This window comes from Actinomadura madurae (assembly GCF_900115095.1).
GTDB classification, from domain to species: Bacteria; Actinomycetota; Actinomycetes; order Streptosporangiales; family Streptosporangiaceae; genus Spirillospora; species Spirillospora madurae.
Genome location: NZ_FOVH01000017.1, coordinates 167043 through 185502, shown reverse-complemented (window position 1 = coordinate 185502; position 18460 = coordinate 167043). Strand labels below are relative to the sequence as shown.

Genomic DNA, 18460 nt, shown 5'->3' with positions numbered 1-18460 from the left:
ACAGATCACCAGGACGTACATCGAAGCGGTCGTCTAGACGGCCGAGGATCGCAACAAGGAGCAACCAGTGGCGAAGGCCAAGTTCGAGCGGACGAAGCCGCACGTGAACATCGGCACCATTGGACACATCGACCACGGTAAGACCACGCTTACCGCGGCGATCACCAAGGTGCTCCACGACAAGTACCCGGACCTCAACCCCTTCACGCCGTTCGAGGACATCGACAAGGCGCCGGAGGAGCGCGAGCGCGGCATCACCATCTCCATCGCGCACGTCGAGTACCAGACCGAGGCCCGGCACTACGCGCACGTGGACTGCCCCGGTCACGCGGACTACATCAAGAACATGATCACCGGTGCGGCGCAGATGGACGGCGCCATCCTGGTGGTCGCCGCGACCGACGGCCCGATGCCGCAGACCAAGGAGCACGTGCTCCTGGCCCGCCAGGTCGGCGTCCCCTACATCGTCGTCGCGCTGAACAAGTGCGACATGGTGGACGACGAGGAGATCCTGGAGCTCGTCGAGCTCGAGGTCCGCGAGCTGCTCACCGAGTACGAGTTCCCGGGCGACGACGTCCCGGTCGTCCGCGTCTCCGCCTTCCAGGCGCTGCAGGGCGACGAGAAGTGGGCCGAGTCGATCGGCGAGCTCATGAACGCCGTCGACGAGAACGTGCCGGAGCCGGTCCGCGACATCGACAAGCCGTTCCTGATGCCGATCGAGGACGTCTTCTCGATCACCGGCCGCGGCACCGTCGTGACCGGCCGCGTCGAGCGCGGTGTCGTCAACGTCAACGAGACCGTCGACATCATCGGCATCAAGAACGAGAAGACCACCACCACGGTCACCGGTGTCGAGATGTTCCGCAAGCTCCTCGACCAGGGCCAGGCGGGCGACAACGTCGGCCTGCTCCTGCGCGGCGTCAAGCGCGAGGAGGTGGAGCGCGGCCAGTGCGTCATCAAGCCGGGCACCACGACCCCGCACACCGAGTTCGAGGCGCAGGTCTACATCCTGTCCAAGGACGAGGGCGGCCGGCACACGCCGTTCTTCAACAACTACCGCCCGCAGTTCTACTTCCGTACCACGGACGTGACCGGCGTGGTGAACCTGCCCGAGGGCACCGAGATGGTCATGCCGAGCGACAACACCGAGATGCGCGTCGAGCTGATCCAGCCCGTCGCCATGGAGGAGGGCCTGAAGTTCGCCATCCGCGAGGGTGGCCGGACGGTCGGCTCCGGTCGCGTCACCAAGGTCATCAAGTAACACCCCTCGTAATGCGGCGGCTCAGCCGCCACCTGGCTTTGTCGGGGGTCTGGGGGTTGTCCCCCAGACCGGTACGGCGACTGGGCCGCCGCATCACGACCACTGAAGTAAACAGCGGCACTACAGCAAAGGACACCGAGGCCACCATGGCGGGACAGAAGATCCGCATCCGGCTCAAGGCCTACGACCACGAGGTCATCGACACCTCCGCGAAGAAGATCGTTGAGACGGTGACGCGGACGGGCGCCAAGGTCGCGGGCCCGGTGCCGCTGCCGACCGAGAAGAACGTGTACTGCGTCATCCGCTCGCCGCACAAGTACAAGGACAGCCGCGAGCACTTCGAGATGCGCACGCACAAGCGGTTGATCGACATCATCGACCCGACGCCCAAGACGGTCGACTCGCTGATGCGGCTCGACCTTCCGGCCGGCGTTGACATCGAGATCAAGCTCTAAGGGACGCACCGAGAGATGAGTACGCAGAGGAAGGGCGTCCTGGGCGAGAAGCTCGGCATGACCCAGGTCTTCGACGATGAGGGCCGGATCGTTCCGGTGACCGTCGTCCAGGCCGGGCCGTGTGTCGTCACCCAGCTCCGCTCCCAGGAGAAGGACGGCTACACCGCCGTCCAGATCGGGTTCGGGCAGATCGACCCGCGCAAGGTGAACAAGCCGCGCTCGGGTCACTTCGAGAAGGCCGGCGTGACGCCGCGCCGCTACCTCGTCGAACTGCGGGCCGACGACACCACCGGGTACGAGCTCGGCCAGGAGATCACCGCCGACGTCTTCGAAGCCGGCCAGAAGATCGACGTTACCGGCACCAGCAAGGGCAAGGGCACCGCCGGTGTCATGAAGCGCCACGGCTTCAAGGGCCTCGGCGCCTCGCACGGCACCCAGCGCAAGCACCGCTCGCCGGGGTCGATCGGCGGCTGCGCGACCCCCGGTCGCGTCTTCAAGGGCCTCCGCATGGCGGGACGGCACGGCAACGCCCGCACCACCGTGCAGAACCTGACCGTCCACGCCATCGACGCGGAGAAGAACCTGCTGCTCATCAAGGGCGCGGTTCCCGGTCCCAACGGCGGCGTGGTGCTGGTCCGCGACGCAGTGAAGGGGACGGGCAAGTGACGACCAAGCTCGACATCGACCTGCCCGCCGAGGTCTTCGACGCGAAGACCAGCGTGCCGCTGATCCACCAGGTCGTGGTGGCGCAGCTGGCCGCGGCGCGCCAGGGCACGCACGCCACCAAGACCCGCGGCGACGTCCGCGGCGGCGGCAAGAAGCCGTACCGGCAGAAGGGCACCGGCCGCGCCCGCCAGGGCTCGACCCGCGCGCCCCAGTTCGCCGGCGGCGGCACCGTGCACGGCCCGCAGCCGCGGGACTACTCGCAGAAGACGCCCAAGAAGATGAAGGCCGCCGCGCTGCGCGGCGCCCTGTCCGACCGCGCCCGGTTCGGCCGGGTGCACGTGGTCGACAACCTCATCGAGGGCGACACCCCGAAGACGAAGACGGCGCTCGCCGCGCTCCGCGAGGTCACCGAGGCCAAGCGCGTCCTGCTGGTCCTGGACCGCGAGGACGAGCTGACCTGGAAGAGCCTGCGCAACGAGCCGAGCGTGCACGTGATCGTCTCCGACCAGCTCAACACCTACGACGTGCTGGTGAACGACGACGTCGTCTTCACGAAGACGGCGTACGACGAGTTCATCTCGCGCGCGGCGAAGAAGTAAGGAGGGTCGCACATGAACAAGATCGCCGACCCCCGCGACGTCATCATCGCGCCGGTCGTCTCGGAGAAGAGCTACGGGCTGCTGGACGAGAACAAGTACACCTTCGTCGTCCGCCCGGACGCCAACAAGACGCAGATCAAGCAGGCCGTCGAGTCGGTGTTCGGCGTCAAGGTGACGAACGTGAACACGCTCAACCGGCCGGGCAAGCGCAAGCGCACCCGGTTCGGCTACGGCAAGCGCAAGGACACCAAGCGCGCCATCGTCAGCCTGGCCGAGGGCGAGCGGATCGACATCTTCGGCGGCCCGGCCTAGGCCGGCGCCGGAGCAGATTAAGGGATGAACGAAAAAGATGGGCATCCGTAACTACAAGCCGACGACTCCGGGTCGTCGCGGTTCCAGCGTGGCCGACTTCGTCGAGGTCACGCGCCGCGAGCCGGAGAAGTCGCTGCTGCGTCCGCTCCCCAAGAAGGGCGGCCGCAACAACCACGGCCGCATCACGACCCGGCACCAGGGCGGCGGGCACAAGCGCGCCTACCGCGTGATCGACTTCCGCCGGCACGACAAGGACGGCGTGCCGGCCAAGGTCGCGCACATCGAGTACGACCCGAACCGCACCGCGCGGATCGCGCTGCTGCACTACGTGGACGGCGAGAAGCGCTACATCCTCGCCCCGCGCGGTCTCCGGCAGGGCGACCGGGTGGAGAACGGGCCGGGCGCGGACATCAAGCCGGGCAACTGCCTGCCGCTGCGCAACATCCCGACCGGTACGGTCATCCACGCCATCGAGCTCCGCCCCGGCGGCGGCGCCAAGATCGCCCGCAGCGCGGGCGCCGGCGTCCAGCTGCTGGCCAAGGAGGGCAAGTACGCCACGCTGCGCATGCCCTCCGGCGAGATGCGGATGGTGGACGTGCGGTGCCGCGCGACGGTCGGCGAGGTCGGCAACGCCGAGCAGTCGAACATCAACTGGGGCAAGGCCGGCCGCATGCGGTGGAAGGGCAAGCGCCCGACCGTCCGCGGCGTGGCCATGAACCCGATCGACCACCCGCACGGTGGTGGTGAGGGCAAGACCTCCGGTGGCCGGCACCCGGTGAACCCGGCCGGTAAGAAGGAAGGCCGCACTCGCCAGGCGAACAAGTCGAGCGACCGGCTGATCGTCCGTCGTCGCAGCAAGAAGAAGCGGTAGGAGTCGCTCGTCATGCCACGTAGCCTCAAGAAGGGCCCGTTCGTGGACGACCACCTGATCAAGAAGGTGGACGCGCAGAACGAGAAGGGCACCAAGAACGTCATCAAGACGTGGTCGCGGCGCTCCATGATCGTGCCGGACATGATCGGTCACACGATCGCCGTGCACGACGGCCGCAAGCACGTGCCGGTGTTCATCACCGACTCGATGGTGGGACACAAGCTCGGCGAGTTCGCGCCGACGCGGACGTTCCGCAGCCACGTCAAGGAAGACCGCCGCAGCCGTCGCGGCTAGCAGGCAGAGCAGTTCGCACGTAGGAGAGAGGGAACAGCGATGGAAGCCAGGGCCCAGGCGCGGTTCATCCGCGTCACGCCCAGGAAGGCCCGCCGCGTGGTGGACCTCATCCGCGGCCTGCCTGCCGCGGAGGCTCAGGCGGTGCTGCGGTTCGCCCCCCAGGCTGCGAGTGAGCCGGTGGGCAAGGTGCTGGCGAGTGCCATCGCCAACGCCGAGCACAACTTCAAGCTCGACTCGGACACGCTCGTCGTGAGCCGTGCGTGGGTGGACGAGGGGCCGACGCTCAAGCGTTTCCGCCCCCGGGCCCAGGGCCGGGCTTACCGCATCAACAAGCGCACGAGCCACATCACGGTGGTCGTGGAGTCACGCGACGAGGCCTCGGCCGCGTCCGGTGGCGGTAAGAAGACGAGGAGGGCCCGGTAGTGGGTCAGAAGATCAACCCGCACGGGTTCCGGCTCGGCATCACCACCGACCACAAGTCCGTGTGGTTCGCCGACAAGCTCTACAAGGACTACGTCAAGGAAGACGTCCAGATCCGGCGCATGCTGCAGAAGGGCATGGACCGGGCGGGCATCTCCAAGGTGGAGATCGAGCGGACCCGTGACCGTGTCGAGGTCAACATCCACACCGCCCGGCCGGGCATCGTCATCGGCCGCCGCGGCGCGGAGGCCGAGCGCCTGCGCGGCGACCTGGAGAAGCTGACCGGCAAGCAGGTCCGGCTGAACATCCTCGAGGTGAAGAACCCCGAGATCGACGCGCAGCTCGTCGCGCAGGGCGTGGCCGAGCAGCTGTCCAGCCGGGTCGCGTTCCGCCGCGCCATGCGCAAGGCGATCCAGTCGGCGATGAAGTCGGGCGCCAAGGGCATCAAGGTGCAGTGCGGCGGCCGGCTCGGCGGCGCCGAGATGTCGCGGTCGGAGTTCTACCGCGAGGGCCAGGTCCCGCTGCACACGCTGCGCGCCGACATCGACTACGGGTTCTACGAGGCCCGGACGACGTTCGGCCGCATCGGCGTGAAGGTGTGGATCTACAAGGGCGAGGCCGCGCAGACGCGCGCCGAGCGCGAGCAGCAGGCCGCGCAGCAGCGTGCCGCCGGTGGCGGCGGCCGCGAGCGGCGCGGTGACCGCCGCGGCGGTGGCCGCGGTGGCCGTGGCGGACGCGGCGGCGCCGGTGGCGGCGAGCGCGGCGGCCGCGGCGGCGAGCAGAAGCAGCAGCAGGGTTCCGAGCAGCCGGCGCCGACCGCCGAGGCTGCTCCGCAGGGTGAGGGGAGCTGAGTAACCGATGCTGATCCCTCGCAAGGTCAAGCACCGCAAGCAGCACCACCCGAAGCGCCGCGGCATGGCCAAGGGCGGCACGAGGGTGACGTTCGGCGAGTACGGCATCCAGGCCGTCGAGGCCGCGTACGTGACCAACCGGCAGATCGAGGCCGCGCGTATCGCGATGACCCGCCACATCAAGCGCGGCGGCAAGGTCTGGATCAACATCTTCCCGGACCGTCCGCTGACCAAGAAGCCCGCCGAGACCCGGATGGGTTCCGGCAAGGGCTCGGTCGAGTGGTGGGTGGCCAACGTGAAGCCGGGTCGCGTGCTGTTCGAGATCTCCTACCCGAACGAGCAGATCGCTCGGGAGGCCCTCACGCGCGCGATCCACAAGCTGCCCATGAAGTGCAAGATCGTGAAGCGAGAGGTGGGTGAGTCCTGATGGCCAAGGGTCTTACCGCCGACGACCTGCGGACCGAGCCCGAGGACGTCCTGGTCACCAAGCTCAAGGAGGCCAAGGAGGAGCTGTTCAACCTCCGCTTCCAGGCCGCGACCGGCCAGCTTGAGAGCCACGGGCGGCTGCGCACCGTGAAGCGCGAGATCGCCCGCATCTACACCGTGATGCGGGAGCGCGAGCTCGGCATCGTCACGGTCGAGGACGCCGCGGAGGACAACGAATGACCGAGCAGCAGACCGAGCAGCGGAGCAGCCGCAAGATCCTTGAGGGTCTCGTGGTCAGCGACAAGATGGACAAGACCGTGGTCGTGTCCGTCGAGGACCGCGTCAAGCACGCGAAGTACCACAAGGTGATCCGCCGCACGAAGAACTACAAGGCGCACGACGAGGCCAACGAGTGTGGCGTCGGCGACCGCGTCCGTCTCATGGAGACCCGCCCGCTGTCGGCCACCAAGCGGTGGCGCGTGGTCGAGATCCTTGAGAAGGCCAAGTAATTACTGGTTCCACCAGGCTGACCACCGCGGTGGTCAGAACCGGTGTGACGAACAGGAGTCAACGTGATCCAGCAGGAGTCGCGACTCAAGGTCGCCGACAACACGGGTGCGAAGGAGATCCTTTGCATCCGGGTTCTCGGCGGCTCGGGTCGGCGCTACGCGGGAGTCGGCGACATCATCGTCGCGACGGTGAAGGACGCCCTTCCCGGCGCCGGCGTGAAGAAGGGTGACGTCGTCAAGGCGGTCGTCGTGCGCACCCGCAAGGAGCGCCGGCGCCCGGACGGCTCCTACATCCGCTTCGACGAGAACGCCGCGGTCCTGATCAAGGACGGCGGAGACCCCCGCGGCACCCGCATCTTCGGGCCGGTGGGCCGCGAACTGCGCGAGAAGAAGTTCATGCGCATCATCTCGCTCGCGCCGGAGGTGCTCTGATGAAGATCCGCAGGGGCGACGAGGTCATCGTCCTCGCCGGCAAGGACAAGGGCGCGACGGGCAAGGTCCTGCGCGTCATCCCCCGCGAGGAGCGGGTCGTCGTCGAGGGCGTCAACCTCATCACCAAGAACATCAAGGCCGACCAGCAGCGTGCCGGCAAGGAGAGCGGTCGCGTCACGGTCGAGGCGCCGCTGCACGTCAGCAACGTCGCGATCGTCGAGGACGGCAAGCCGGTACGGGTCGGTTACCGCATCAACGAGGACGGCACGAAGGTTCGGATCTCGCGCCGTAGCGGTAAGGAGATCTGAGACCGATGACCGAGACCGTTACCGAACGTCCCGTCCCCCAGCCGAGGCTCAAGCTGCGCTACCGCGAGGAGATCGCGGGCAAGATGCGCGAGCAGTTCGGCTACGCCAACGTCATGCAGATCCCCACGCTGACCAAGATCGTGGTCAACATGGGCGTCGGCGACGCGGCCAAGGACGCCAAGCTGATCGAGGGCGCGATCCGCGACCTGTCGGTCATCACCGGCCAGAAGCCGGCGGTGAACCGGGCCCGCAAGTCCATCGCGCAGTTCAAGCTGCGCGAGGGGATGCCGATCGGCGCGCACGCCACGCTGCGCGGCGACCGCATGTGGGAGTTCCTGGACCGGCTGCTGGCGACGGCGCTGCCCCGCATCCGCGACTTCCGCGGCCTGTCGCCGCGGCAGTTCGACGGGAACGGCAACTACACCTTCGGGCTGACCGAGCAGGTCATGTTCCACGAGGTCGACCCGGACAAGGTCGACCGGACGCGGGGCATGGACATCACGGTCGTGACGACCGCGAAGACCGACGACGAGGGCCGGGCGCTGCTCAAGCTCCTGGGCTTCCCCTTCAAGGAGAGCTGAGCATGGCGAAGAAGTCGCTGATCGCCAAGTCGGCGCGGAAGCCGAAGTTCGGCGTGCGCGCGTACACTCGGTGCTCGCGCTGCGGGCGTCCGCGCTCCGTCTACCGGAAGTTCGGCCTGTGCCGCGTGTGCTTCCGGGAGATGGCCCACCGCGGCGAGCTGCCCGGCATCACGAAGTCCAGCTGGTGACCGCGGCCCCCGGGGGACGGCCCCGGGGGCGGCGGGACGCCGGCCTGTAATGAATGACCAACCGGGCGCCCGAGAGGGCGTCCACGACCGCGCCAAAGGTCCACGGGCTCCATCACCCGAGGAAACCGTGGCGAGGGAGGGCCAGTAGGCCATGACGATGACCGACCCGATCGCAGACATGCTGACGCGTCTGCGTAACGCGAATTCGGCGTACCACGACTCGGTGGCGATGCCGTACTCGAAGATCAAGGCGCACATCGCCGAGATCCTCCAGCAGGAGGGCTACATCTCGGGGTGGACCGTGGAGGACGCCGAGGTCGGCAAGAAGCTCGTGATCGAGCTGAAGTTCGGCCCGACCCGCGAGCGGTCGATCGCCGGCATCAAGCGCGTCTCGAAGCCGGGTCTGCGCGTGTACGCGAAGAAGGACAACCTGCCGAAGGTCCTGGGCGGGCTGGGCGTCGCGATCATCTCGACGTCCTCCGGCCTGATGACCGACCGGCAGGCGGGCAAGCGCGGCGTGGGCGGGGAAGTCCTCGCCTACGTCTGGTGAGGGGAGGGCTCTACCAATGTCTCGTATCGGACGACTCCCCGTCACCGTGCCGAGCGGCGTCGAGGTCAGGCTCGACGGCCGCGAGGTCACCGTCAAGGGGCCGAAGGGCACGCTCTCGCACACCGTCGCGGAGCCCATCGAGGTCAGCCAGGAGGACGGCAGGATCGTCGTCACCCGGCCGAACGACATCAACAAGGTGCGCGGCCTGCACGGGCTCACCCGGACGCTGATCAACAACATGGTCGTCGGGGTCACCGACGGCTACAAGAAGACCCTGGTCATCCAGGGCGTCGGCTACCGGGTGGTGGCCAAGGGCAAGAACGTGGAGTTCTCGCTCGGCTACAGCCACCCGATCCCCTTCGAAGCCCCGGAGGGCATCACCTTCACGGTGGAGAGGCCGACGCAGCTCACCGTCGAGGGCATCGACAAGCAGCTCGTCGGTGAGATCGCCGCCCGCATCCGCAAGCTGCGCAAGCCCGACCCGTACAAGGGCAAGGGCGTGCGCTACGAGGGCGAGCAGATCCGCCGCAAGGTCGGAAAGGCTGGTAAGTAGTCATGGCAGGCACCAAGACCCTGGCCGGAAAGGCCACGTCGGCGCGGGCCAAGTCCCGCAAGCGCCGGCACCTGCGGGTCCGCAAGAAGGTCGTGGGCACCGCCACGCGGCCTCGCCTGGTCGTGACCCGCTCCAGCAGGCACGTGTTCGTCCAGGTCATCGACGACGGGAAGGGCCACACGCTGGCCAGCGCGTCGACGATGGAGGCGGACCTGCGCGCCGACTCCGGCGACAAGACCGCCAAGTCCCGCAGGGTCGGCGAGCTCGTCGCCGAGCGGGCCAAGCAGGCGGGTGTGTCCGCGGTCGTGTTCGACCGCGGCGGCAACAAGTACCACGGCCGCATCGCCGCTGTCGCGGAGGGTGCGCGCGAAGGGGGCCTGGAGCTGTGACGGCCCTGCACAAGGTCAACGGAAGGAACCACTGATGGCAGCGCAGAGGCGTGGCGGCGGTCAGGGTGGCGACCGTCGCGATCGCCGCGACGACCGCCGCGGTGGCGCCGACAAGGGCCAGTCGTACATCGAGAAGGTCGTGGCGATCAACCGTGTCGCCAAGGTCGTCAAGGGCGGGCGTCGCTTCAGCTTCACCGCCCTGGTGATCGTCGGTGACGGCAACGGCACCGTCGGCGTCGGCTACGGCAAGGCCAAGGAGGTGCCCGCGGCGATCGCCAAGGGCGTCGAGGAGGCCAAGAAGCACTTCTTCAAGGTGCCGCGGATCCAGGGCACCATCCCGCACCTGGTGCAGGCGCGGGACGCCGCGGGCGAGGTCCTGCTGCGTCCGGCCAGCCCCGGTACCGGCGTCATCGCCGGCGGCCCGGTGCGCGCGGTGCTGGAGTGCGCCGGCATCCACGACGTGCTCAGCAAGTCGCTCGGCAGCGACAACGCGATCAACATCGTGCACGCGACGATCGCGGGCCTGAAGGCGCTCAAGCGTCCCGAGGAGATCGCGGCCAAGCGCGGCCTGCCGATCGAGGACGTCGCCCCGGCGGCCATGCTGCGCGCGCGTGCCGCGGGCAGCGAGCCGAGGGCGGAGGCCGCGGCGTCATGAGCAACCTGAAGATCACGCAGACCAAGTCCGTGATCAGCGAGAAGCAGAACCAGCGTGACACGCTGCGCACCCTCGGCCTGAAGAAGATCGGGCAGAGCGTGGTCCGGGAGGACCGCCCCGAGGTGCTCGGCATGATCCGGACGGTGGCGCACCTGGTCACCGTCGAGGAGGTCGACTGACATGGCGGCTGATCTCGGCAAGGACACCGAGGGCACCCCGCTCAAGGTCCACGACCTGCGTCCGGCCCCCGGCGCCAACAGGGCCAAGACCCGCAAGGGCCGCGGCGAGGCGTCCAAGGGCAAGACCGCGGGCCGCGGCACCAAGGGCACCAAGGCCCGCAGCACCGTCCCCGTCGGTTTCGAGGGCGGCCAGATGCCGCTGATCCGCCGGGTTCCGAAGCTCAAGGGCTTCAAGAACCCGAACCGGGTCGAGTTCCAGGTCGTGAACCTGGACAAGCTCGCCGCGCTCTACCCCGAGGGCGGCGAGGTCACGGCGGAGGACCTGGCGGCCAAGGGCGCGGTGCGCCGCGGCCGTCCGGTCAAGGTCCTCGGCACCGGCGACATCTCCGTCGCGGTCCAGGTGAAGGCGCACGCCTTCTCCGGCGCCGCCAAGGAGAAGATCGCCGCCGCCGGGGGGACCACTGACGAGCTGTAAGAAGGATCACCTTCGATGCCGGGGCCGTTCTCGTCCATCGCCCGGGGCCGCGAGGCCGCCGGGAAGGGCGGGACGGCCCCGGTGTCATCTGCTGTTAGAGTCACACGGGCGAAGGTGACCGCGTGAGATTCCACACTCGGGTTTCTCGGCGGGTATCCTCCGCCGGACCTCATGGACCTGTAACCGGCCCCTCGGCGGCCATGAATTCGCCAGTCGCGCAGGAGGAATGGTGCTGACCGCGTTCGCTCGGGCTTTCCGTACGCCTGACCTGCGTAAAAAGTTGTTCTTCACGTTGATGATGATCGTGGTGTTCCGGATCGGTTCGATCCTGCCCACGCCGAACGTCAACGTGAAGGTGCTGAAGGAGACCGCCGACGCGGCCAAGGAGAGCAACCAGCTCTACGGACTCGTCGACCTGTTCAGCGGCGGCGCGCTGCTGAAACTGTCGGTGTTCGCGCTGGGAATCATGCCGTACATCACGGCGAGCATCATCCTGCAGCTGCTGACGGTGGTGATCCCGCGCCTGGAGGCCCTGAAGAAGGAGGGCCAGGCCGGCACCACGAAGATCACGCAGTACACGCGCTACCTGACCGTCGGGCTGGCGATCCTGCAGGCCACCGGCATCGTGGCGATGGCGAGCACGGGGCAGCTCTTCCAGGGTGTGTCGGGCAGCGACGACATCCTGTACGAGACGGGCATCTTCCCGATCCTCACCATGGTGATCTGCATGGTGGCGGGCACGACCGTCATCATGTGGCTGGGCGAGCTGGTCACCGACCGCGGCGTCGGCAACGGCATGTCGATCCTGATCTTCACGCAGGTGGTGGCGGTCTTCCCCGCCCAGTTCTGGAGCATCTACAAGGCCAAGAACGGCTTCGTCTTCGCGGTCGTGATCCTCGTCGGCCTGGCGATCATGGCGGGCGTCGTGTTCGTCGAGCAGGCGCAGCGGCGCATCCCCGTCCAGTACGCCAAGCGGATGGTGGGCCGGCGCATGTACGGCGGGACGTCCACCTACATCCCGCTGAAGGTGAACCAGGCCGGCATCATCCCGATCATCTTCGCGTCGTCGCTGCTCTACCTGCCGGTGCTGGCGACGCAGCTGTGGCCCGACACCAAGTGGCTGCAGAAGGTCCAGCCGTACCTGCAGCAGGACAACGCCTGGCACATGGCGATCTTCTTCGTCTTCATCATCTTCTTCACGTACTTCTACGTGGCGATCACCTTCAACCCCACTGAAGTCGCCGACAACATGAAGAAGTATGGTGGATTCATCCCAGGTATCCGTCCTGGTCGGCCGACCGCCGAATACCTCGACTTCGTGCTGACCAGGATCACCACACCCGGTGCGCTGTACCTGGGGCTCGTGTCCCTGATCCCGATGGTCGCGTTCGCACTCCTGAACGCCACCAACGACTTCCCGTTCGGCGGCGCGAGCATCCTCATCGTCGTCGGCGTCGGACTGGATACCGTGAAGCAGATCGAGAGTCAGCTGCAACAGCGCAACTACGAGGGCTTCCTCCGGTAGTGCGTATCGTGCTGGTGGGCCCCCCGGGAGCGGGCAAGGGGACACAGGCCCAGTTCATCGCATCTCATCTGTCGGTCCCGAAGATATCGACAGGTGACATCTTCCGCGCGAACGTCAGCGGTGGCACCGAGCTCGGCCGGCAGGCCAAGCAGTACATGGACCGCGGCGACCTCGTCCCCGACGAGGTGACGATCGCGATGGTCCGCGACCGGCTCGCCGAGGACGACGCCCGCGACGGGTTCCTGCTGGACGGGTTCCCGCGCAACGTCCCGCAGGCCGAGACGCTGAAGAAGATCCTCTCCGAGTGGGACGCCCGGCTCGACATCGTGCTGGAGCTCGTCGTCGACGAGGACGAGGTCGTCCGCCGGCTGTCGGGGCGGCGCACCTGCGACCGGTGCGGGCGGATCTGGCACGTCGACTTCGACGACAAGCAGGACGACATCTGCGACGACTGCGGCGGCCACCTCTTCCAGCGGGACGACGACAAGGAAGAGGTGGTCATGCACCGCCTGGAGGTCTACAAGCACGACACGGCCCCGCTGGTGCAGTTCTACGCCGACGAGAACATCCTCGTCGGCATCGACGCGACCGGGCCCGTGGAAGAGGTCACCAAGCGCGCCCTGACCGCGCTGCGCCCGCTGGAGAGATGACGGCGGGGAGAGATGTTCAAACGGCGTAGGCCCGCGATCCAGGTGAAGACCGCGGAGCAGATCGAGCTGATGCGCGCGGCGGGCCTGCTCGTCGGCCGGACGCTGGAGCTGCTGCGCGAGGCCGTCAAGCCGGGGATCACCACCCTCGACCTGGACGCGCTCGCCGAGCGGCACATCCGCGACAACGGCGGCGTGCCGTCGTTCAAGGGCTACCACGGCTTCACCGGCACGATCTGCGCCTCGATCAACGAGGAGATCGTGCACGGCATCCCGCGCGCGGACAAGATGCTGCGGGACGGCGACGTCATCTCGATCGACTGCGGCGCGATCGTCGAGGGCTGGCACGGCGACGCGGCGGTCACCGTCCCGGTCGGCGAGATCACCGAGGTGGAGCGGCGGCTGCTGGAGGTCACCGAGGCGTCCCTGTGGCGCGGTCTCGCGGCCGGGAGGGCGGGGGCGCGGCTCACGGACATCTCGCACGCGATCGAGGCTCACATCCGCTCTCAGGGCCGCTACGGGATCGTCGAGGGGTACGGGGGCCACGGCATCGGCACCGAGATGCACATGGACCCGCTGATCCCGAACCACGGCGCGCCGGGGCACGGGCCCGTCCTGGAGCCGGGGATGTGCTTCGCGGTGGAGCCGATGGTGAACCTCGGCACGAAGGAGACCGTCGAGCTGGACGACGGCTGGACGGTCGTGACGACCGACGGGCGGTCCTCGGCGCACTTCGAGCACACGTTCGCGGTCACCGAGGACGGTCCACGCGTCCTGACCGCCCTCGACGAGGGGCGGGAATGGTTCGCGAAGCTCGCGTCACCGCCGCAGAATGGAAGGGACGGCTCGTCCTAAAGGTGCGGGAGGAATGATGGCGCCGAATCCTGACATCCGGGCCTCGGACGCCGACCGCGACCGGGTGGCGGCGAGTCTGCGGGAGCACTGCGCGCTCGGCCGCATCACGATGGACGAGCTGCAGGAGCGGCTGGAGTCGGTGTACGCGGCGAGGACCCTCGGGCAGCTCCAGGAGGTCACCTCCGACCTGCCGGAGGAGGATCTCTATCAGCTGCCCGTCCCGGCGTCGCAGCCGAAGAGCACCGCGTCGCCGGCGCGGCCCCCGTCCCGCGACCTCGACCTGACCGGCACCCGCGCGATGTGGGGGACCTGGGCCGTGGTCAGCGGGATCAACTTCACGATCTGGCTGGTCATCCTGCTGGCGACGGCGGACGCGGTCTACCCGTGGTGGATCTGGGTGGCGGGCCCGTGGGGCGCGCTCCTGCTGCTGCGCACGATCTTCGGCGGCCGGCCGGGGGGCTACTGACGGCTCGCTCCACGGTTCACTCCGCGTCTCACTCCACGTCCATCAGCGGCCGGTAGTTCCCGGTCGGGGCGAAGTGCGTGGTGGCGGTGCCGTCCTCGCCGATGAGGTGGACGGCGAACCCGGCGGGCTCGCCCGTGACGGCGGCGCGGCCCTGCTTGGTGAGGTCGAGGAACAGCTGCCGGTAGGTGCTCGGGCAGGTCGTGCTTACCGTCCCGGCGAGCGACCCGACGGACGCCCGGTGGACGTGCCCGGAGATGATCCGCACGACCTGCGGGTGCCGCGAGATGACGGAGGCGAACCCGGCCGGGTCGACGAAGCGCAGGTCGTCGATGAACCGCATCCCGATGGGGTAGGGCGGGTGATGGGTGGCGATGACCGTGGGGGTGCCGGGCGCGGCGGCGAGGGTCGCGTCCAGCCAGGCGAGGCGCTCCTCGCTCATGTGCCCGTGGGGGTGGCCGTCGACGGTGGTGTCGCAGCAGACGAGCCGGACGCCCGCCACGTCGGCGGCGTACTGGACGGGCGCCCCGGGCCCGGTCGCGGTGCCGGACACGGCCGGGTGGTCGCCGAACGCCTTGCGCATCTCGTCGCGGTCGTCGTGGTTGCCGCACATCGGGTAGACGGCCATCGGCAGCGGCGACAGCAGCGCGTGCAGCCGGGCGTACTCGGCGGGCCGCCCCCCGTCGGCCAGGTCACCGGTGAGGACGACGGCGTCGGGCCGCGCGGGCAGCGACAGCAGGCTGGACACGGCGGCCCGCAGGGCGCGCACCGGCCCGGAGGCGTCGTCCACCTCGCCGTCCCGTCCGGCCGCCAGGTGGATGTCGCTCAGCTGCGCGATGATCGCCATCGATCCCCTCTTCCCCCTTGCCCCAACACATCACGGACCCACGCTCCGGGCACCCCCCGCCCGCCCCGAGACGATCTTCGCGCTCACCCGCCCGGACTGTCGACTCGCCCATGTAAAAACGACATTACGGGCATCTCTCACGCCCTGGGAGTCAGCGGTCCGGAACGCCCTTGCCGCTAGGCGACGTGCGGGATCACCAGGGACAGGGCCGAGGTCACCTCTTCGGGGGCCGGGGCCACGTCGGGGACGACGTCGCGCAGCGCGAGCCAGCCGTTGATGGCCTGCACGGTCGGCTTGGCCTCCACCAGCTGCGGGTCGTCGAGGTCGTACCAGGCGGCGACCTTGGACCAGCGCCACAGCCGGTGGCCGGCGGTCGACATCTCCGAGGACGGGAAGCCGGTGGCGCCGCGGGCCCCGGTGATCGCGTGCCGGACCGAGTCCAGGGATCGCCCGACCCGCTCGGCGATGTCGCGGATCGTCAGCAGCGGGTCGGCCTCCACCTGCAGGACGTGCAGGCCGGGCGCGCTCTCCTCCACGTGCCCCACCACCTCCATGATCGCCGCGGCGAGGGTGGCGCCGGTCCACGAGCAGGAGGCGTTCCCGGGGCGCTCCGCGTGCTGCGGCTCGCTGATGATCGAGACCGTGACCGCGCCGTGCGTGCGGTCGAACAGCGGATCCAGTTCGTCCTCGAAGAGGGGACGACTGAGGATCAGCGCGAAGTCATAGCTCGGCATGCTGATCCTCCTCCGACGTCTCTCTCCTGGAAAGGTACAACGCGTACGCGATGTATGCTTGGGTCGGGAGGAGTCTCCGGACCCGTATCATGCGTTGATTTCGCATTGGGCGGCCGGTTGACGTAGACTCCTTTGTCGGTCCGTTGCCGGCCGCCTGATTCCCCTTCCCTGACGCTTCCGCGTCGCGGTGTGGGTTGCGGCCGATTCTCTCCTGGAGAGCCGGGCCGCGTCCAATGAGCCGATCAGCGAAGCGCGGAGGACATGCCCAAGAAAGAAGGGGCCATCGAGATCGAGGGCACCGTGATCGAGTCCCTCCCGAACGCCATGTTCCGGGTGGAGCTCGACAACGGGCACAAGGTGCTCGCCCACATCAGCGGCAAGATGCGGATGCACTACATCCGGATCCTGCCGGACGACCGCGTCGTTGTGGAGTTGAGCCCCTACGACCTCACGCGCGGTCGGATCGTCTACCGCTACAAGTAGAACCACTGGGGTTGCCTTCCCCGTGCGTGGCGGCGCGGGGGTGACCCTGATTCCTAGGAGACCCAGTGAAGGTCAAGCCGAGCGTCAAGAAGATCTGCAACAAGTGCCGCGTCATCCGCCGGCACGGCCGGGTCATGGTGATCTGCTCCGACCCGCGCCACAAGCAGCGTCAGGGCTGACGCTCAACCACAGCAAGCGCATCGCAGCCTTCGCACCGGGCCGTACGAACCCCACCCGGGGTCGTACGGCACCGTCGTGTGGAGGAACACCCCCGGACCTCCGGAGGCCGGGGCCGCCACCCGGGCAGGGTGTGTGCGGAGGCGACGCGTCCATACCTCCGGGAGAATGAAGGGACTGCCCACATGGCACGCCTCCTCGGCGTCGACCTCCCGCGCGACAAGCGCCTCGAGGTCGCTCTCACCTACATCTTCGGCATCGGCCGGACGCGGGCGCTGGAGACCCTCGCGGGCACCGACGTCAGCGGCGATCTGCGGGTCCACCAGCTCGGCGACGACGAGCTGGTCAAGCTCCGCGACTGGATCGAGGCGAACTACAAGATCGAGGGTGATCTTCGCCGCGAGGTCCAGGCGGACATCCGCCGCAAGATCGAGATCGGGTGCTACCAGGGCATCCGGCACCGCCGCGGGCTTCCGGTGCACGGTCAGCGCACGCAGACCAACGCGCGTACCCGCAAGGGCAAGAAGAAGACCGTGGCCGGCAAGAAGAAGGCCGGCAAGAAGTAGTCCGGAGTCGGTCCTCCGGATCGATGACCTCAGAGTAGAGAGAGCAGAATGCCTCCTAAGAGCCGTGTCGGCGCCAAGAAGGTGCGCCGCAAGGAGAAGAAGAACGTCGCTCACGGGCACGCCCACATCAAGAGCACGTTCAACAACACGATCGTCTCGATCACCGACCCCAACGGCAACGTGATCTCCTGGGCCTCCTCGGGCCACGTCGGGTTCAAGGGCTCGCGCAAGTCCACCCCGTTCGCCGCGCAGCAGGCCGCCGAGGCCGCCGCCCGGCGCGCGATGGAGCACGGCATGCGCAAGGTCGACGTCTTCGTGAAGGGCCCGGGTTCGGGCCGCGAGACCGCCATCCGGTCGCTGCAGGCGACCGGTCTTGAGGTGGGCTCGATCCAGGACGTCACGCCCGTTCCGCACAACGGCTGCCGCCCGCCGAAGCGCCGGAGGGTCTGACCAGCGATGAGCAATCTGGAATCTGCACAGGCGGCACCGCCCGCCACTGTGCTGGTCAGGCGCGTCTGAGGCAGGGGAGATCTAGAAACAATGGCTCGTTACACCGGTGCGGACTGCAAGCTCTGCCGCCGCGAGAAGATGAAGCTGTTCCTCAAGGGCAGCAAGTGCGAGGGCCCGAAGTGCCCGATCGAGATCCGTCCCTACCCGCCGGGTGAGCACGGACGCGGCCGGCCCAAGGAGACCGAGTACCTGCTGCAGCTCCGCGAGAAGCAGAAGGCTCGGCGCATCTACGGCGTGCTGGAGCGGCAGTTCCACAACTACTACGTCGAGGCGAACCGCCAGCAGGGCAAGACGGGCGACAACCTGCTCACGCTGCTGGAGCGCCGGCTCGACAACGTCGTCTACCGGGGCGGCTTCGCCAAGTCCCGCGACATGGCCCGCCAGCTCATCCGGCACGGCCACATCCGGGTCAACGGCACGAAGGTCAACATCCCGTCGGCCCTCGTGAGCGAGGCCGACATCATCGACGTCAAGCCCAAGTCGGCCGAGATGACGCCGTTCCAGGTCGCCAAGGCCGAGGTCGGCGATCGGCCGGTCCCGGCGTGGCTCGGGGTGGACGGCGAGAAGATGCGGATCCTCGTGCACTCGCTGCCCGTCCGGCAGCAGATCGACGCTCCCGTCCAGGAGCAGCTGATCGTCGAGCTCTACTCCAAGTAGGGCTCACGCCGTTCCGCCGGGG

General features: G+C 68.3%; 33 protein-coding genes. 31 read left to right on the top strand and 2 right to left on the bottom strand.

Going from position 1 to position 18460, the window contains the following annotated elements:
* The first annotated feature begins 67 nt into the window (after positions 1-67).
* From tuf to BM339_RS36940, 26 genes are all read left to right on the top strand, one after another.
* Positions 68-1261, top strand: coding sequence for an elongation factor Tu (tuf, locus tag BM339_RS37065; RefSeq protein ID WP_021597492.1), 1194 nt, complete (start codon positions 68-70; stop codon positions 1259-1261).
* 146 nt (positions 1262-1407) lie between these two features.
* Complete coding sequence (gene rpsJ / locus BM339_RS37060) at positions 1408-1716, top strand: 30S ribosomal protein S10 (protein WP_018657599.1); 309 nt, start codon at positions 1408-1410, stop codon at positions 1714-1716.
* A 15-nt stretch (positions 1717-1731) separates the two neighbouring features.
* The gene (gene rplC / locus BM339_RS37055) at positions 1732-2382 is read left to right on the top strand and encodes a 50S ribosomal protein L3 (RefSeq protein ID WP_021597491.1); all 651 of its coding nucleotides are present in this window, start codon (positions 1732-1734) and stop codon (positions 2380-2382) included.
* Positions 2379-2981 carry a 50S ribosomal protein L4 gene (gene rplD, locus BM339_RS37050; protein WP_021597490.1) on the top strand — a complete coding sequence of 201 codons (603 nt, stop codon included), beginning with the start codon at positions 2379-2381 and terminating at the stop codon, positions 2979-2981. The genes rplC and rplD overlap by 4 nt, the downstream gene beginning before the upstream one ends.
* Positions 2982-2993: 12 nt before the next feature.
* Positions 2994-3293 (top strand): 50S ribosomal protein L23, encoded by a 300-nt coding sequence (gene rplW / locus BM339_RS37045; protein ID WP_021597489.1) that lies wholly within the window; start codon positions 2994-2996, stop codon positions 3291-3293.
* Positions 3294-3330: 37 nt separating this feature from the next.
* Positions 3331-4164, top strand: a complete 834-nt coding sequence (gene rplB / locus BM339_RS37040; protein ID WP_024934183.1) for a 50S ribosomal protein L2 — start codon at positions 3331-3333, stop codon at positions 4162-4164.
* Positions 4165-4176: 12 nt separating this feature from the next.
* A complete protein-coding gene (gene rpsS / locus BM339_RS37035) occupies positions 4177-4458 on the top strand; it encodes a 30S ribosomal protein S19 (protein WP_021597487.1) in 282 nt (93 codons plus the stop codon).
* 39 nt (positions 4459-4497) lie between these two features.
* Positions 4498-4881 carry a 50S ribosomal protein L22 gene (gene rplV / locus BM339_RS37030; protein ID WP_075023906.1) on the top strand — a complete coding sequence of 128 codons (384 nt, stop codon included), beginning with the start codon at positions 4498-4500 and terminating at the stop codon, positions 4879-4881.
* Complete coding sequence (gene rpsC / locus BM339_RS37025) at positions 4881-5729, top strand: 30S ribosomal protein S3 (protein WP_024934182.1); 849 nt, start codon at positions 4881-4883, stop codon at positions 5727-5729. The genes rplV and rpsC overlap by 1 nt, the downstream gene beginning before the upstream one ends.
* Positions 5730-5736: 7 nt before the next feature.
* Positions 5737-6156 carry a 50S ribosomal protein L16 gene (rplP, locus tag BM339_RS37020; RefSeq protein WP_021596731.1) on the top strand — a complete coding sequence of 140 codons (420 nt, stop codon included), beginning with the start codon at positions 5737-5739 and terminating at the stop codon, positions 6154-6156.
* Positions 6156-6395, top strand: a complete 240-nt coding sequence (gene rpmC / locus BM339_RS37015) for a 50S ribosomal protein L29 (RefSeq protein WP_021596730.1) — start codon at positions 6156-6158, stop codon at positions 6393-6395. The genes rplP and rpmC overlap by 1 nt, the downstream gene beginning before the upstream one ends.
* Positions 6392-6664, top strand: a complete 273-nt coding sequence (gene rpsQ / locus BM339_RS37010) for a 30S ribosomal protein S17 (protein ID WP_021596729.1) — start codon at positions 6392-6394, stop codon at positions 6662-6664. The genes rpmC and rpsQ overlap by 4 nt, the downstream gene beginning before the upstream one ends.
* A gap of 63 nt (positions 6665-6727) precedes the next feature.
* The gene (rplN, locus tag BM339_RS37005) at positions 6728-7096 is read left to right on the top strand and encodes a 50S ribosomal protein L14 (RefSeq protein WP_021596728.1); all 369 of its coding nucleotides are present in this window, start codon (positions 6728-6730) and stop codon (positions 7094-7096) included.
* A complete protein-coding gene (rplX, locus tag BM339_RS37000) occupies positions 7096-7404 on the top strand; it encodes a 50S ribosomal protein L24 (RefSeq protein WP_021596727.1) in 309 nt (102 codons plus the stop codon). Before rplN ends, rplX begins: the two co-directional genes overlap by 1 nt.
* A gap of 5 nt (positions 7405-7409) precedes the next feature.
* Positions 7410-7985: a 50S ribosomal protein L5 gene (rplE, locus tag BM339_RS36995; RefSeq protein ID WP_021596726.1), complete on the top strand. Its 576-nt coding sequence runs from the start codon at positions 7410-7412 to the stop codon at positions 7983-7985.
* A 2-nt stretch (positions 7986-7987) separates the two neighbouring features.
* Positions 7988-8173: a type Z 30S ribosomal protein S14 gene (locus BM339_RS36990; RefSeq protein WP_021596725.1), complete on the top strand. Its 186-nt coding sequence runs from the start codon at positions 7988-7990 to the stop codon at positions 8171-8173.
* A gap of 151 nt (positions 8174-8324) precedes the next feature.
* Positions 8325-8723 carry a 30S ribosomal protein S8 gene (gene rpsH / locus BM339_RS36985; protein ID WP_021596724.1) on the top strand — a complete coding sequence of 133 codons (399 nt, stop codon included), beginning with the start codon at positions 8325-8327 and terminating at the stop codon, positions 8721-8723.
* A 16-nt stretch (positions 8724-8739) separates the two neighbouring features.
* Positions 8740-9276 (top strand): 50S ribosomal protein L6, encoded by a 537-nt coding sequence (gene rplF / locus BM339_RS36980; protein WP_024934181.1) that lies wholly within the window; start codon positions 8740-8742, stop codon positions 9274-9276.
* A 2-nt stretch (positions 9277-9278) separates the two neighbouring features.
* Positions 9279-9665 carry a 50S ribosomal protein L18 gene (gene rplR / locus BM339_RS36975; RefSeq protein WP_021596722.1) on the top strand — a complete coding sequence of 129 codons (387 nt, stop codon included), beginning with the start codon at positions 9279-9281 and terminating at the stop codon, positions 9663-9665.
* 34 nt (positions 9666-9699) lie between these two features.
* On the top strand, positions 9700-10320 hold the full coding sequence (gene rpsE, locus BM339_RS36970; RefSeq protein ID WP_021596721.1) for a 30S ribosomal protein S5: 621 nt from the start codon (positions 9700-9702) through the stop codon (positions 10318-10320).
* A complete protein-coding gene (gene rpmD, locus BM339_RS36965; RefSeq protein ID WP_021596720.1) occupies positions 10317-10499 on the top strand; it encodes a 50S ribosomal protein L30 in 183 nt (60 codons plus the stop codon). Before rpsE ends, rpmD begins: the two co-directional genes overlap by 4 nt.
* A gap of 1 nt (position 10500) precedes the next feature.
* Positions 10501-10974 carry a 50S ribosomal protein L15 gene (rplO, locus tag BM339_RS36960; RefSeq protein WP_021596719.1) on the top strand — a complete coding sequence of 158 codons (474 nt, stop codon included), beginning with the start codon at positions 10501-10503 and terminating at the stop codon, positions 10972-10974.
* A 226-nt stretch (positions 10975-11200) separates the two neighbouring features.
* Positions 11201-12499 (top strand): preprotein translocase subunit SecY, encoded by a 1299-nt coding sequence (gene secY / locus BM339_RS36955; RefSeq protein WP_021596718.1) that lies wholly within the window; start codon positions 11201-11203, stop codon positions 12497-12499.
* Positions 12499-13149, top strand: coding sequence for an adenylate kinase (locus BM339_RS36950; RefSeq protein WP_021596717.1), 651 nt, complete (start codon positions 12499-12501; stop codon positions 13147-13149). Before secY ends, BM339_RS36950 begins: the two co-directional genes overlap by 1 nt.
* A gap of 12 nt (positions 13150-13161) precedes the next feature.
* Positions 13162-14001, top strand: coding sequence for a type I methionyl aminopeptidase (map, locus tag BM339_RS36945; RefSeq protein WP_075023905.1), 840 nt, complete (start codon positions 13162-13164; stop codon positions 13999-14001).
* A gap of 16 nt (positions 14002-14017) precedes the next feature.
* Complete coding sequence (locus BM339_RS36940) at positions 14018-14467, top strand: DUF1707 SHOCT-like domain-containing protein (RefSeq protein ID WP_021596715.1); 450 nt, start codon at positions 14018-14020, stop codon at positions 14465-14467.
* A 28-nt stretch (positions 14468-14495) separates the two neighbouring features.
* On the opposite strand, the gene BM339_RS36935 is transcribed toward BM339_RS36940, so the two are convergent.
* Together BM339_RS36935 and BM339_RS36930 are read right to left on the bottom strand one after the other, a co-directional pair.
* Positions 14496-15311 carry a phosphodiesterase gene (locus BM339_RS36935; RefSeq protein WP_021596714.1) on the bottom strand — a complete coding sequence of 272 codons (816 nt, stop codon included), beginning with the start codon at positions 15309-15311 and terminating at the stop codon, positions 14496-14498.
* Positions 15312-15487: 176 nt separating this feature from the next.
* Positions 15488-16045, bottom strand: a complete 558-nt coding sequence (locus BM339_RS36930; protein ID WP_075023904.1) for a hypothetical protein — start codon at positions 16043-16045, stop codon at positions 15488-15490.
* 261 nt (positions 16046-16306) lie between these two features.
* Between BM339_RS36930 and infA the strand changes: the two genes are divergently transcribed.
* The 5 genes from infA (at position 16307) to rpsD (ending at position 18438) form a co-directional block, all read left to right on the top strand.
* Complete coding sequence (gene infA, locus BM339_RS36925) at positions 16307-16528, top strand: translation initiation factor IF-1 (RefSeq protein WP_018657567.1); 222 nt, start codon at positions 16307-16309, stop codon at positions 16526-16528.
* A 65-nt stretch (positions 16529-16593) separates the two neighbouring features.
* Complete coding sequence (gene rpmJ / locus BM339_RS36920) at positions 16594-16707, top strand: 50S ribosomal protein L36 (RefSeq protein WP_021596712.1); 114 nt, start codon at positions 16594-16596, stop codon at positions 16705-16707.
* Positions 16708-16890: 183 nt separating this feature from the next.
* Positions 16891-17271: a 30S ribosomal protein S13 gene (rpsM, locus tag BM339_RS36915; protein WP_021596711.1), complete on the top strand. Its 381-nt coding sequence runs from the start codon at positions 16891-16893 to the stop codon at positions 17269-17271.
* Between the two features lie 48 nt (positions 17272-17319).
* Positions 17320-17721: a 30S ribosomal protein S11 gene (gene rpsK / locus BM339_RS36910; RefSeq protein WP_021596710.1), complete on the top strand. Its 402-nt coding sequence runs from the start codon at positions 17320-17322 to the stop codon at positions 17719-17721.
* 90 nt (positions 17722-17811) lie between these two features.
* On the top strand, positions 17812-18438 hold the full coding sequence (gene rpsD / locus BM339_RS36905) for a 30S ribosomal protein S4 (protein WP_021596709.1): 627 nt from the start codon (positions 17812-17814) through the stop codon (positions 18436-18438).
* Positions 18439-18460 lie beyond the last annotated feature (22 nt).

What these genes read in the sequence shown, in the direction of transcription:
- rpsJ (WP_018657599.1), top strand. Translation starts at nt 1,408, where the DNA reads ATGGCGGGACAGAAGATCCGCATCCGGCTCAAGGCCTACGACCACGAG.
- rplC (WP_021597491.1), top strand. Translation starts at nt 1,732, where the DNA reads ATGAGTACGCAGAGGAAGGGCGTCCTGGGCGAGAAGCTCGGCATGACC.
- rplW (WP_021597489.1), top strand. Translation starts at nt 2,994, where the DNA reads ATGAACAAGATCGCCGACCCCCGCGACGTCATCATCGCGCCGGTCGTC.
- rplB (WP_024934183.1), top strand. Translation starts at nt 3,331, where the DNA reads ATGGGCATCCGTAACTACAAGCCGACGACTCCGGGTCGTCGCGGTTCC.
- rpsS (WP_021597487.1), top strand. Translation starts at nt 4,177, where the DNA reads ATGCCACGTAGCCTCAAGAAGGGCCCGTTCGTGGACGACCACCTGATC.
- rplV (WP_075023906.1), top strand. Translation starts at nt 4,498, where the DNA reads ATGGAAGCCAGGGCCCAGGCGCGGTTCATCCGCGTCACGCCCAGGAAG.
- rplP (WP_021596731.1), top strand. Translation starts at nt 5,737, where the DNA reads ATGCTGATCCCTCGCAAGGTCAAGCACCGCAAGCAGCACCACCCGAAG.
- rpmC (WP_021596730.1), top strand. Translation starts at nt 6,156, where the DNA reads ATGGCCAAGGGTCTTACCGCCGACGACCTGCGGACCGAGCCCGAGGAC.
- rpsQ (WP_021596729.1), top strand. Translation starts at nt 6,392, where the DNA reads ATGACCGAGCAGCAGACCGAGCAGCGGAGCAGCCGCAAGATCCTTGAG.
- rplX (WP_021596727.1), top strand. Translation starts at nt 7,096, where the DNA reads ATGAAGATCCGCAGGGGCGACGAGGTCATCGTCCTCGCCGGCAAGGAC.
- rplE (WP_021596726.1), top strand. Translation starts at nt 7,410, where the DNA reads ATGACCGAGACCGTTACCGAACGTCCCGTCCCCCAGCCGAGGCTCAAG.
- BM339_RS36990 (WP_021596725.1), top strand. Translation starts at nt 7,988, where the DNA reads ATGGCGAAGAAGTCGCTGATCGCCAAGTCGGCGCGGAAGCCGAAGTTC.
- rpsH (WP_021596724.1), top strand. Translation starts at nt 8,325, where the DNA reads ATGACGATGACCGACCCGATCGCAGACATGCTGACGCGTCTGCGTAAC.
- rplF (WP_024934181.1), top strand. Translation starts at nt 8,740, where the DNA reads ATGTCTCGTATCGGACGACTCCCCGTCACCGTGCCGAGCGGCGTCGAG.
- rplR (WP_021596722.1), top strand. Translation starts at nt 9,279, where the DNA reads ATGGCAGGCACCAAGACCCTGGCCGGAAAGGCCACGTCGGCGCGGGCC.
- rpsE (WP_021596721.1), top strand. Translation starts at nt 9,700, where the DNA reads ATGGCAGCGCAGAGGCGTGGCGGCGGTCAGGGTGGCGACCGTCGCGAT.
- rpmD (WP_021596720.1), top strand. Translation starts at nt 10,317, where the DNA reads ATGAGCAACCTGAAGATCACGCAGACCAAGTCCGTGATCAGCGAGAAG.
- rplO (WP_021596719.1), top strand. Translation starts at nt 10,501, where the DNA reads ATGGCGGCTGATCTCGGCAAGGACACCGAGGGCACCCCGCTCAAGGTC.
- secY (WP_021596718.1), top strand. Translation starts at nt 11,201, where the DNA reads ATGGTGCTGACCGCGTTCGCTCGGGCTTTCCGTACGCCTGACCTGCGT.
- map (WP_075023905.1), top strand. Translation starts at nt 13,162, where the DNA reads ATGTTCAAACGGCGTAGGCCCGCGATCCAGGTGAAGACCGCGGAGCAG.
- BM339_RS36940 (WP_021596715.1), top strand. Translation starts at nt 14,018, where the DNA reads ATGGCGCCGAATCCTGACATCCGGGCCTCGGACGCCGACCGCGACCGG.
- BM339_RS36935 (WP_021596714.1), bottom strand. Translation starts at nt 15,311, where the DNA reads ATGGCGATCATCGCGCAGCTGAGCGACATCCACCTGGCGGCCGGACGG.
- BM339_RS36930 (WP_075023904.1), bottom strand. Translation starts at nt 16,045, where the DNA reads ATGCCGAGCTATGACTTCGCGCTGATCCTCAGTCGTCCCCTCTTCGAG.
- infA (WP_018657567.1), top strand. Translation starts at nt 16,307, where the DNA reads ATGCCCAAGAAAGAAGGGGCCATCGAGATCGAGGGCACCGTGATCGAG.
- rpsM (WP_021596711.1), top strand. Translation starts at nt 16,891, where the DNA reads ATGGCACGCCTCCTCGGCGTCGACCTCCCGCGCGACAAGCGCCTCGAG.
- rpsK (WP_021596710.1), top strand. Translation starts at nt 17,320, where the DNA reads ATGCCTCCTAAGAGCCGTGTCGGCGCCAAGAAGGTGCGCCGCAAGGAG.
- rpsD (WP_021596709.1), top strand. Translation starts at nt 17,812, where the DNA reads ATGGCTCGTTACACCGGTGCGGACTGCAAGCTCTGCCGCCGCGAGAAG.